This window comes from Actinomadura sp. KC345, assembly GCF_004348515.1.
Lineage (GTDB): Bacteria > Actinomycetota > Actinomycetes > Streptosporangiales > Streptosporangiaceae > Spirillospora.
The window spans coordinates 1-10,668 of the sequence record NZ_SMKH01000268.1 but is presented as its reverse complement, the minus strand read 5'-3'; the positions used below and the strand labels follow the sequence as shown (position 1 = coordinate 10,668).

Here is a 10,668-nt window from a genome sequence, read left to right as displayed (position 1 = left end):
GTCCGAGGGGGGACGACCCCCCACACCCCCCGGAACCGCTCTTTGGTAACGGATGCGGTCGTGGAGCCGGTCTCGGCGGCCCTGCCAGAACTCGATCGACTCCGGAACGAGCCGGTAGCCGCCCCAGAAGTCCGGCAGCGGGACGGCGTCGGGCCCGCCCGCGTCCGGCCAGCGTTCGGCCAGCTCGGCCCAGCTGCGCTCCAGCACGTCCCGCCCGGGGATGACGTCCGACTGGCGCTCGCTCGCCCACGCGCCCAGCCGCGACCCGTACGGGCGCGTCCGGAAGTAGGCGGCGGACTCCTCCCGCGACAGCTCGGCCACCGGACCGGCGACACGCACCTGCCGGTGCATCGCGTGCCAGGGGAAGACCAGCGCCGCACGCGGGTTCTCCGCGAGATCGCGCCCCTTGTGGGACGTCAGGTTCGTGAAGAAGCGGAACCCCTGCGGCCCGTACCCCTTCAGCAGGACGGTCCGGGCGCTCGGGACGCCGTCGCCGGACGCCGTGGCCAGCACCATCGCGTTCGGCTCGGCGAGGCCGAAGGTATGCACGTCGGCGAACCACGCGGCGAACAGCGCGAGCGGGTCGGCGGGGAGCGACGGTTCCGCCAATTCGCCCCCTTCGTAGGATCTTCGGAGCCGTGCCGGGTCGGGCGTTGGGGAATCCACAGCGTCTGAGCCTCCCACCTGGGACTTGTGCAACTCACCTGACCCCTGGGTACTGGCAAGTAAGGCGGACAAGGTTCAATGGCACGGCACCGCCTTATCACTTCTCGGGGACGAAAGGCAGGACGACATGTCCGATTTCAAACCTGGTCTCGAGGGGGTCGTGGCCTTCGAGACCGAGATCGCCGAACCGGACAAGGAGGGCGGCGCCCTCCGCTACCGGGGCGTGGACATCGAGGAGCTCGTCGGCCGCGTCTCCTTCGGGGACGCCTGGGGCCTCCTGGTGGACGACAGCTTCGACCCCGGACTGGCGCCCGCCGACCCGCACGTTCTGCCGGTCACCTCCGGCGACGTACGGGTGGACGTGCAGAGCGCCCTCCCCACCCTGGCTCCCGCCTACGGGATGCGCCCGCTGCTCGACATCTCCGACGAGGAGGCCCGCACCGACCTCGCCCGGGTGTCGGTGACGGCGCTGTCGTTCGTCGCCCAGTCCGCGCGCGGCATCGGCGTCCCGATGGTTCCGCAGGACAGGATCGACGCGGCCAGGACGATCACCGAGCGGTTCATGGTCCGCTGGCGCGGTGAGCCCGACCCGAAGCACGTGCGGGCCATCGACGCGTACTGGGTCTCCGCCGCCGAGCACGGCATGAACGCCTCCACGTTCACCGCGCGGGTGATCGCCTCCACCGGGGCGGACGTCGCGGCCAGCATGTCCGGCGCGATCGGCGCGATGTCCGGTCCGCTGCACGGCGGCGCCCCCGCCCGGGTGGTCCCGATGATCGAGAAGGTCGAGCAGCTCGGCGACGCCCGCAAGGTCGTCACCGGCATCCTCGACTCCGGCGAGCGGCTGATGGGCTTCGGCCACCGCGTCTACCGCGCCGAAGACCCGCGCGCCCGCGTCCTGCGCCGCACCGCCAGGGAGCTGGACGCGCCGCGCTTCGAGGCCGCCAAGGCACTGGAGGACGCCGCCCTGGCCGAGCTGCGCGAGCGCCGCCCGGACCGCCCGATCGAGACGAACGTGGAGTTCTGGGCCGCGGTCATCCTGGACTTCGCCGAGGTCCCGACCTCGATGATGCCCGCGATGTTCACCTGTGGCCGCACCGCCGGCTGGGCGGCGCACATCCTGGAGCAGAAGCGCACCGGCCGCCTCGTCCGTCCGAGCGCCAAGTACACCGGCCCGGGAAGCCGGGCGATCGACGACGTGACCGGAGCAGCGGAGGCCCTCAAGCGCCAGGCCGCCTGACCGGCCGATCCCCCGCCCCCCGTACGCGCCTGAGGCCCCCGGTCCGCCGACCGGGGGCCTTATTCATTGCAGTTCCCTTGGCGGTCGGGCCCTGGGGGCCCTCCTTCGGCGGGAACTACGGTGCGATCGCTGCATCGCTCCGAACTCGCCTTGGCGGCTCGCTGCGCGATCAGGTTTCTCGCTTCGCTCGAAACCTGCCTTCGGACGCGATCGCAACGGTTTGGGTTGTTGCGTGGTTGCGGTGGTGGCTGGGGTCGTTGTGATCGTGAATGCTGCCAGGCGGGTAGATCCGCCCGGCGGCCGAACATCGAGTTCGGTCGTTTGTCATCATTGGCGCCATGAGTGAAGACCGTGACGAGCCCCTTGAGGGGGATATCGGGCCTGCGGCCGGTGTCGGTGCTTCACGGTCCGCTGAGACGGCTGGTGCCGAGAGGGCTCGTGTCGCCGAGGAGTTGCGGCGGTACGAGGCGGAGCGGGAGGAGCGGCGGCGGCGCACCAACGCCGTGTCGGGGCGGGTCGCCGTCGCGGTCGCCGCGCTGTTCCTGGCGTTCCTGACCTACGACTCGGTGCGCACCGCCGTGGCGGCGCGCTCCAGGGGCGACGACTGGGTCTACCCGCCCGCGGTCGTCGCCGGCGTCTGCGGCGTCGCGCTGTTGACCCTGGTTACCTGGGCCTGGCGGCGGGTGAAGTAGCCTTCTTCGAGTGACCGACAGCGCGAATCCAGCCATTGACATACCCGCCGATCTCAAGCCCGCCGACGGCCGGTTCGGGTGCGGACCGTCGAAGGTCCGTCCCGAGCAGCTCGCCGCGCTCGCCGAATCCGGCACCGCGTACATGGGCACCTCGCACCGGCAGAAGCCGGTCAAGTCCCTGGTCGGAAGGGTCCGGGAGGGCCTGTCCCAGCTCTTCTCGCTGCCCGACGGATACGAGGTCCTGCTCAGCAACGGCGGCACGACCGCCTTCTGGGACGCCGCGGCGTTCGGCCTCGTCCGGCAGCGGTCGCAGCATCTGACGTTCGGCGAGTTCTCCAGCAAGTTCGCCAAGGTCACGGCGAGCGCGCCCTGGCTGGGGGACCCGACCATCATCACCGCCTCCCCCGGAACGCACCCGGAGGCGTCCGCCGAGGAGAGCGTGGACGTCTACGCCCTCACCCACAACGAGACCTCGACCGGCGTCGCGATGCCGATCAGGCGCCCCGCGGGTACGACCGCGCGCGACGGGCTCGTGCTGGTGGACGCGACGTCGGGCGCGGGCGGCCTGCCCGTGGACGTGGCCGAGACCGACGTCTACTACTTCGCGCCGCAGAAGTGCTTCGCGGCGGACGGCGGCCTGTGGTTGGCGCTCGCGTCCCCGGCGGCGCTGGAGCGGATCGACGAGATCGCCGATTCCGACCGGTACGTCCCGGAGTTCCTCAACCTGAAGACGGCGGTGGACAACTCCGCCAAGGACCAGACCTACAACACGCCCGCCGTGGCGACGCTGCTGCTCCTCGCCGAGCAGATCGAGTGGATGAACGGCCAGGGCGGCCTGGACTGGACGACGTCCCGTACCGCCGATTCGTCGCAGCGGCTCTACACGTGGGCGGAGAAGACCTCGTACACGACGCCGTTCGTCGTCGACCCGGCGCAGCGTTCGCAGGTGGTCGGCACGGTCGACTTCAACGACGACGTCGACGCCGCCGCGGTCGCCAAGGTGCTGCGCGCCAACGGGATCGTGGACACCGAGCCGTACCGGAAGCTGGGCCGCAACCAGCTGCGCATCGGCATGTTCCCCGCCATCGACCCCGGCGACGTCGAGGCCCTGACGGCCTGCGTCGACTACGTGGTCGAGAGGCTCTAGCCGGAGCGGCTGCAAGGCGAGCGCCTTCAGAAAGAGCGCTTCAGACGGGGAAGACCCCGGAGGTACCGCGCCGGGCCTCCGGGGTCTCCCGTCTCAGGCGACGGCCGGCAGGCCGCCGGTGCCGCCCGCCCGCTCCACCACGCGGTGACTCAGGCCGGCGCGGTCGCATTCCTCGTCGGCGCGAGCGAAACCCGTCCAGACGCGGTCGTCCATGTCGGTGTCCCTGGCTGTGGGCAGGAACGCGTCCGTCGCGAGGACCTCGGGCCGGTCCCGGCGTCCGGGACGCCGCTCCATGCCGACCTTCAGGTAGGTGCCCTCGCGGAGCATCACCGCCGTGGCGAACTCCACCCGCGTGTTCCTCTCCGCCTCCCGGAACCAGCGCGGGTTGGACGCCCAGTAGATGTTCTGCTCGGTGTCGACGGCCACGGTGAGCGGGCTCAGCGCGGCGCGGGCCAGATGGACCTCGGTCGGGCGGTCGCGGTGCACCCAGACCAGCGCGGCCCGGCCGACCACCGCTTCGAGCACCCGCGTCACCTCGGACGGGCTTGTGCATCCGGCGAGCAGCTGGAAGATCGGCTCGCTGTCGGTCGTCCCGGACGCGGGCGGCAGCGCGAACCGCGACCGCAGGTCACCGGCGTCGATGTCGCCGTTGTGCATGGCCACCACACCGGCGGGCGCCTTCGTCCGAACCGACCCCGTGCCGGGATCGGTGAAGGCGGCGGCACCGGGGACGATCATCGGGCTGGCGTTGCCCGGCTCGGCCGGGGAGCCCTGCGTCGCCCAGCGGGTGTGGCCGAGGGCGACCGGCGCGCGGTCGAGCTCGGGGAGCAGTTCCGGGCGCCAGATCCCCGAGAAGCGGCCGCGGCCCTTCAGCACCCGGCAGCGGTCGCCGCCGGTCCCCGGCCAGGCGCCGAGGAGCGCCAGGCCGGCCGAGTCCGTGCCGCGCTCCTCGGCGAGCATCCCCAGCATGACGAACACGTCCGACGCCGGTCCCGCGTCGGAGGCGAACGGCGAACGCACCATCCCGAACAATCCGCACATGCAGGGTGAGATGCAGATCATGGGCGGACGGTTCGGATCATGCGCGGAGACGAATAGGCTCGGCAGCGTGAACCGCGCGCCCCAATGGCTGCTTCCCACCGTGCTGACCGCGCTCGTGCTGGCAGTGGTCGTCGGTGCGCTGCTGAACTGATGACGCGGGTCACATGATCGGCGGGGCGCGGAACGGGGATGATCAGGCCATGGCATTGCGTCCGTTCCGGGGGTCACCGCGTCCGGCCCGGCGCCATCGCGTGCTCCGTGCCGGTACGGCGCTCCTCCTCGCCGCGGCGTTCGTCTGCCTCCCGTCCGCCGCCGCGTCCGCGGCCCCCGCGCACCGGACCCCTTCGCACCAGGCGGCCGCCGCGCCGGACGAGGAGGTGGCCTTCAGGATCCAGGACGAGCGGATCACCGAGTCCAGCGGCCTCGCGGTCAGCAGGCGGCACCAGGGCGTCGTCTACACGCACAACGACTCGGGCGGCGTCCCGACGATCTACGCGCTCGGCACGGACGGACGGGTCAGGGCGGCGCTGACGCTCGGCGGCGCGCAGGCCCGCGACTGGGAGGGCATGGCGATCGGCGAGGACGGGCGCGGCCGTCCGTCGATCTTCGTGGCCGACATCGGCGACAACCTCGGCGGCGCCTGGCCGTACGTGACCGTGTACCGGATCCCCGAGCCGTCCCGGCTGCGCAGCCAGACGATCCGCGCCACCGCCTTCAAGATCAAGTACGAGGACGGGCCGCGCAACGCCGAGACCTTCATGATCAACCCGCGCACCAACCGGATCTACATCGCCAGCAAGCTGTTCGGCGGCAAGGTGTACGAGGGCCCGAAGAGGCTGCGGACGAGCGGCTTCAACACGATGCGCGAGGTCTCCGACGCGCCGTCCATCGCGACCGACGGCGCGTTCTCGCCCGACGGGCGCCTCTGCGTGATCCGGACCTACTTCGGCGCCCGCCTCTACTCGGTGGACGCGGACGGCCGCCCCGGCAAGTCGCTGACGTCGATCGGCGTGCCCCGGCAGGAGCAGGGCGAGTCGGTGACCTTCACGGCCGACGGCCGGTCGATCCTGGCGGGGTCGGAGGGCACGGACCAGCCCGTCTACCGGATCCCGTTGCCGGAGGAGGCGCTGCCGTCGCCGTCCGCCACGAAGGACGCCGGGACGACGAGCACGACGGAGAACGCCGAGGAGGGGCGCAAGGACGCCGCCGGGCCGAGGGTGGGCCTCTTCCTCGCGCTGGCGATCGCCGGGGCGGTCGCCTACGGCCTGACGCGCAAGCGCGGGGGGCCCGCTGGACGGAAGTGATCCGGGTGACGGGAGCGAACAGGCCGACCTGACCGGCACGATGGATGTCGGTGTCGAAGGGCGACCGGATGCTGGAAGGAGGCGACGGTCCCGCGGGGACCCGTGTGAGGATGCGGACTGTGGAGCATGAGCTGGTGGGCCTCGCGGGTCCTGGTGGCCGGTGGCGCCCCGTCGCCGCGGGTCCGTTCACCCTCCTGGCGGTGGCGCTGGCGCTGCTGCCGATCAACCCGGTGTGGCTGTGGGCCGCGGTGATCGGCACCGTCGCGGCCGTCCCGTGGGTGCTCGGCGCCGTCCCGGAGGCGCGCCTGCGGCGTTCCAGGCCGTACTGGAGGCTGTCGGCGGCGGGTCTCGAACGGATCGGGCCGGGCGGGCTGACCATGGTCTCCTACGAGCGGTCCCGGATCGACGCGCTGGCCGTCACGACCGGCGACGGCGTCCTGACCGTCTTCCACCGGTTCGGCCGTACCGCGGTGGGCGGGATGACCGCGATGGGCCTGGAGCCGCTCGCCGTGTTCGTGACGGCCCGGCGGCTCGGGATCCCCATGCACGTCCTGGACGGAGAAGCCACCGACCTCCTGGACCCCGCGCTGGACGAGGCCCTGCGCATCCCAGAGCTGGATGAGGTCGTCCCAGGAGAAAGCGCCCTGCCGCGCGACCACGCGGCGGAGAAGCGCCTCCTGGACCAGGAGGCGGCACTGCTCGCCGCGGCCCACGAGCCGTCCCTTCAGACGTCTCCTGAGCCGCCCGAGGAGCCCTCCACAGAGGACGGGGGCCGGCCCGCACGTCGCGGGCGCGGGCCCCGGGGAAGGGCGGGCGGCAGGACCAGAGGCAGGGAGCAGCGGCTGGACACGCCGGAGCCGCTGCCGAGCCGCCGCCGGATCGTGCTGCTCGGCGCGCTGACCGCGCTGCTCGGCACCGTCATGATCGTCCGGATCGCGCTGGACGGGACGGGCGAGTTCGGTGCGCGGCTCGCCGCGGGCTGCTGGGTCCTGGCCGCGATCGCGGGCGTGCTCGCGGCGCGCCGCCGGCTGCTGCGCGCCGCCCAGGTCCGCTGGACGATCACGGCGGAGCGGCTGCTGGTACGGGCCCGTCCCGGCCGCCGCCGCGAGGCCCAGAACCTGTCGGCGGTCGACGTCGCCGCGGTCGTCGTCGGCCCCGGCCTGCGGCTGGACCCGGTGAGCGGCGAGCCGCGCCGCGCCGACCTCGCCGCGCTCGCGTTCGGGCACCGGCTGGAGCTGGTCGCCCGGCTGCCCGCGCACGGACTGGACGGCTTCCAGCTCGCGCACGCCCTCGACGACCACGGCTACCGCGTGATCACGCCGGGCGCGCGGGCGCCGCGCCGTCCCGACTACGGGCTGGAGGGGCTGCCGGAGATCTTCGCCCAGGTGCCCGGAGGCCGGCTGGTCGTCGCCGACGGCGGGCTCGGCTGGGCCGACGCCGCGGGCGACGTCGTGCTGAAGATGCCCGAGGACCGCATCGGCGCCATCGAACTGCTGACGATCGCCGGGCACGCGTGGGTCCGGCTGTACGACACCGACGGCGACGAGTTCTTCGCCGCGCCCCTGTCGGCGCTGCGGATCTCCCGCACCGACCTGCGCGACTCGGCCCGCCGCGCCGGGCTGCCGGTGAACGACGCCGAGTACGACGCCTACCTGAGCGCGGCGTTCCACTCGGCGGTGTCCACGCTCACCGTCCCCGAACCCGGCAGGGAACCTGAGCCGGCGGCCGCCGCGCTGCCGTCGCAGAGCGCCGGGCAGGAGGGCACGGCGCCCCAGCCGGACCGCTCCGGCGAGCCGGACTTCGCCTTCACCGTGCCCGCGCCCCCCGGCCCGGCCACCGCACCGGGCGCGCTGCTCGACGCGACCAAGCGCTCCCGTATCGGGACGTACGGAATGAGCGTGCTGCTCTGCCAGGCGGTGGCGCTGCTGGGCGCGGTCTGGCTCGGCCCAGAGCTGGGCGGGTTCAACGCCACCGCGAGCTGGTCCGTGCCCGCGGGGCTGGTCATCGGCCTCGTCGGCTACTGGCTCTACGACCGCAACCGTTCGCAGCTTCGCGTGTCGTCCGCCGGGCTCGCGGTCGTCACCAAGCGCGGCAGGGTCGAGTGGGACCTCACCCGTGACCGCATCGGCGGCGTCGGCATCGACGAGGCGCGCGAGCGGATGCCGCGCCTGGTGGTGTGGGGCCCGTCCGGGCGGGTGCTGCGGCAGGTGACGTTCCCGCCGGACCTGGAGGAGCTGCGCCGCGCCTGCGAACGCTACGGCGTCCCCTGGGGGCCGCCGGACGCGGACCGTCCCGCCCCTCCGCCGCCCGAACTCTGACGCAGCGACCACGTCTTCAGCGACTCGTAGCTCACCTGGCTGTAGTCCTTGCCGGGAAGGTGGCTGCGCATCAGGTGGACGGAGTCGGACGTCCACGCGGCGCCCGCGAACGCCGACAGCGACTCGATGAGTGGTCGCACGTCCACCGGCTTCCTGGACCGCGCCAAGGTCAGGTGGGGACGGAACGTGCGGTGCTTGTCGGGAAGCGTTCCGACGCGGCGCCCCGCGGCCGTGGTCGACGCGGCCAGCCGCGCGACGCCGCGGCGGTCTCCGAACAGGCCCGTCCACAGGACGCGGGCGTGCGCACCGCTGCCGGGGAACGCACCCGCACCGGCCAGCGACAGCGACATCCGCTCATGCCGGCCGACGGCGCGTTCGAGCCTGGGGAGGAGCCGGTCCAGGGTGCGGTCGTCCACGTCACCGAGGAACGTCAGCGTGACGTGCAGCAGATCGCGCCGGACCCATCTCAGCTCGGGGATCGCGCCCGCATGCGGCAGGACGGCCTCTTCGAGCTCGTCGAGGATGTCCGGTGGCGGTACGAGCGCCACGAAGAGCCTCATGGGATCGTCCGGAGGGCCACCCGGCCAGCATTTCAGCGGATGGCGCCCGTTGTCACGCCCGGATCCGGGCGAGCGCCGGACGGATCGACCCGCGTGCGGCCACCGCGCCGACGGCGAGCGCCGCGAGGGCGGAGATCAGGCCGCCGAGGACGAGGGCCGTCCGGGCGCCGAACTGCTCGGCCAGCCAGCCGACCGTGGGCGCGCCGATCGGGTTCGACCCGAGGAACACCAGCATGTAGAGGCCCATCACCCGGCCGCGCATCTCCGGCGCGACGCCGAGCTGGATGGTGGAGTTGGCCGCCGTCGTGATCGTCATCATCACGATCCCGGTCGGGACCAGCAGTACCAGGAACGACCAGTACGTCGGCATCAGGCCCGTGATGACCTCCAGCACGCCGAACAGCACGCCCATCGCCACCAGCAGCCGCAGCCGCGGCCTGGCGACCCGCCGCGCGGCCAGCAGGGCGCCGGCGAGCGCGCCGAGCGCGAGCATGCTGGACGCCAGGCCGAACGCCGACGCGCCGGTCCCGAAGACCTCCTTGGCGATCAGCGCGACCGTCGTGGAGAAGTTCATACCGAACATGGCGATGAACCCGATGAAGACCATGACGAGCATCAGGTCGCGGCGTCCGCGCACGTAGCGCAGCCCCTCGCGGAGCTGGCCCTTGGCGCGCTTCACCGGCGCCGCCGGGTACAGCTCGCCCGTCCGCATCGCGTAGAGGCCGAACAGGACGGCGCCGAACGACGCCGCGTTCACCAGGAACACCGGTCCCGTGCCGATCGCGGCGATCAGCACGCCGGCGACCGCGGGGCCGAGCAGGCGGGCGCCGTTGAAGGTGGCGCTGTTGAGCGCGATCGCGTTCGGCAGGTCCCGCCTGCCGACCATCTCGACCACGAACGACTGGCGGGTCGGGTTGTCGACGACGGTCGCGAGGCCGAGCCCGAACGCCAGCACGTACACGTGCCACACCTGCGCCTGGCCGGACACCGCGAGGACGCCGAGGACCAGGGCGAGCAGGCCCATCGCCACCTGCGTCATGACCAGGACGCGGCGCTTGGGATAGCGGTCGGCGATGACGCCGCCCCACAGGCCGAACAGGAGCATCGGCAGGAACTGGAGGCCGGTGGTGATGCCGAGCGCCGTGCCGCTGCCGTGCGCGAGTTCGAGGACGAGCCAGTCCTGCGCGACGCGCTGCATCCACGTCCCGGTGTTGGAGACGACCTGGCCCGCCGCGAACAGCCGGTAGTTGCGGTTCCCCAGCGACCGGAACATGCCCCCGGTCCGCGGTTCCTCGGGCTCCTCCTCCTCGGCCGCCTCCCCCGGGTCGTTCGGCTCCCCCGGGTCGGCCGCCTTCGCCGGTCCGGTCGGCTCGCCCGGGTCGGACGGCCTCTCCGGTTTGGTCAGTGCGATCCGGGCGGTCGGTTCGGCTGGGGCGTCCCGGGCGGTTTCGGGGTCCGTGGCCGGGAGGGAGCCCCGGTTCTTCGGCGCGGTGGCGGCGGTGGAGAGGGCAGGCGCCCGCCTCCTGCGCACGCGCGGCCGCCCGTGCGGGCCACGCCTCGCGGGCCCCCCGGGCTCGTCGCGTCCATCGTTAGCGGGGGTCATTAACACTGCTAACGATAATTGCCCCACGGGTATTCCGGCAAACGCGGTCTCTCCGGCGAACGTGATCTCTCCGGCGCCACGGTCGCCGGGGCGGGCG

General features: G+C 72.9%; 10 protein-coding genes. 6 read left to right on the top strand and 4 right to left on the bottom strand.

Going from position 1 to position 10,668, the window contains the following annotated elements; all coding sequences use genetic code 11:
- Window positions 1–666 (bottom strand): pyridoxamine 5'-phosphate oxidase (gene pdxH, locus E1281_RS31435; RefSeq protein ID WP_131883344.1); only part of this gene is annotated, 666 nt, incomplete at its 3' end.
- Window positions 667–793: 127 nt separating this feature from the next.
- Here pdxH and E1281_RS31430 point away from each other — a divergent pair.
- From E1281_RS31430 to serC, 3 genes are all read left to right on the top strand, one after another.
- On the top strand, window positions 794–1,906 hold the full coding sequence (locus tag E1281_RS31430; protein WP_131883343.1) for a citrate synthase 2: 1,113 nt from the start codon (window positions 794–796) through the stop codon (window positions 1,904–1,906).
- Window positions 1,907–2,244: 338 nt separating this feature from the next.
- Window positions 2,245–2,598: a hypothetical protein gene (locus E1281_RS31425; protein ID WP_131883342.1), complete on the top strand. Its 354-nt coding sequence runs from the start codon at window positions 2,245–2,247 to the stop codon at window positions 2,596–2,598.
- A gap of 10 nt (window positions 2,599–2,608) precedes the next feature.
- The gene (gene serC, locus E1281_RS31420; RefSeq protein WP_131883341.1) at window positions 2,609–3,745 is read left to right on the top strand and encodes a phosphoserine transaminase; all 1,137 of its coding nucleotides are present in this window, start codon (window positions 2,609–2,611) and stop codon (window positions 3,743–3,745) included.
- A 93-nt stretch (window positions 3,746–3,838) separates the two neighbouring features.
- Here serC and E1281_RS31415 read toward each other — a convergent pair whose 3' ends face one another.
- A complete protein-coding gene (locus E1281_RS31415) occupies window positions 3,839–4,714 on the bottom strand; it encodes a hypothetical protein (protein WP_243717628.1) in 876 nt (291 codons plus the stop codon).
- On the opposite strand from E1281_RS31415, the gene E1281_RS40660 reads away from it, so the two are divergent.
- From E1281_RS40660 to E1281_RS31405, 3 genes are all read left to right on the top strand, one after another.
- The gene (locus tag E1281_RS40660; RefSeq protein WP_165959190.1) at window positions 4,713–4,937 is read left to right on the top strand and encodes a hypothetical protein; all 225 of its coding nucleotides are present in this window, start codon (window positions 4,713–4,715) and stop codon (window positions 4,935–4,937) included. The genes E1281_RS31415 and E1281_RS40660 overlap by 2 nt on opposite strands.
- Window positions 4,938–4,986: 49 nt before the next feature.
- Entirely contained in the window at window positions 4,987–6,090 is a 1,104-nt protein-coding gene (locus E1281_RS31410) for a lactonase family protein (RefSeq protein WP_243717626.1), read from the top strand.
- Between the two features lie 119 nt (window positions 6,091–6,209).
- The gene (locus E1281_RS31405) at window positions 6,210–8,408 is read left to right on the top strand and encodes a hypothetical protein (protein WP_131883339.1); all 2,199 of its coding nucleotides are present in this window, start codon (window positions 6,210–6,212) and stop codon (window positions 8,406–8,408) included.
- Here the strand turns inward: E1281_RS31405 and thpR are convergent.
- Window positions 8,345–8,968 (bottom strand): RNA 2',3'-cyclic phosphodiesterase, encoded by a 624-nt coding sequence (gene thpR, locus E1281_RS31400; protein ID WP_131883338.1) that lies wholly within the window; start codon window positions 8,966–8,968, stop codon window positions 8,345–8,347. The two genes, E1281_RS31405 and thpR, sit on opposite strands and share 64 nt — an antisense overlap.
- Before the next feature lie 52 nt (window positions 8,969–9,020).
- Window positions 9,021–10,241, bottom strand: a complete 1,221-nt coding sequence (locus E1281_RS31395) for an MFS transporter (RefSeq protein ID WP_131883345.1) — start codon at window positions 10,239–10,241, stop codon at window positions 9,021–9,023.
- Window positions 10,242–10,668 lie beyond the last annotated feature (427 nt).

Bases quoted from the DNA above. Each gene is read 5' to 3' on its own strand.
- E1281_RS31425 (WP_131883342.1), top strand. From the start codon at position 2,245: ATGAGTGAAGACCGTGACGAGCCCCTTGAGGGGGATATCGGGCCTGCG.
- E1281_RS31430 (WP_131883343.1), top strand. From the start codon at position 794: ATGTCCGATTTCAAACCTGGTCTCGAGGGGGTCGTGGCCTTCGAGACC.
- E1281_RS31395 (WP_131883345.1), bottom strand. From the start codon at position 10,241: ATGTTCCGGTCGCTGGGGAACCGCAACTACCGGCTGTTCGCGGCGGGC.
- E1281_RS31415 (WP_243717628.1), bottom strand. From the start codon at position 4,714: ATGCTGGGGATGCTCGCCGAGGAGCGCGGCACGGACTCGGCCGGCCTG.
- E1281_RS31410 (WP_243717626.1), top strand. From the start codon at position 4,987: ATGGCATTGCGTCCGTTCCGGGGGTCACCGCGTCCGGCCCGGCGCCAT.
- thpR (WP_131883338.1), bottom strand. From the start codon at position 8,968: ATGAGGCTCTTCGTGGCGCTCGTACCGCCACCGGACATCCTCGACGAG.
- E1281_RS40660 (WP_165959190.1), top strand. From the start codon at position 4,713: ATGACGAACACGTCCGACGCCGGTCCCGCGTCGGAGGCGAACGGCGAA.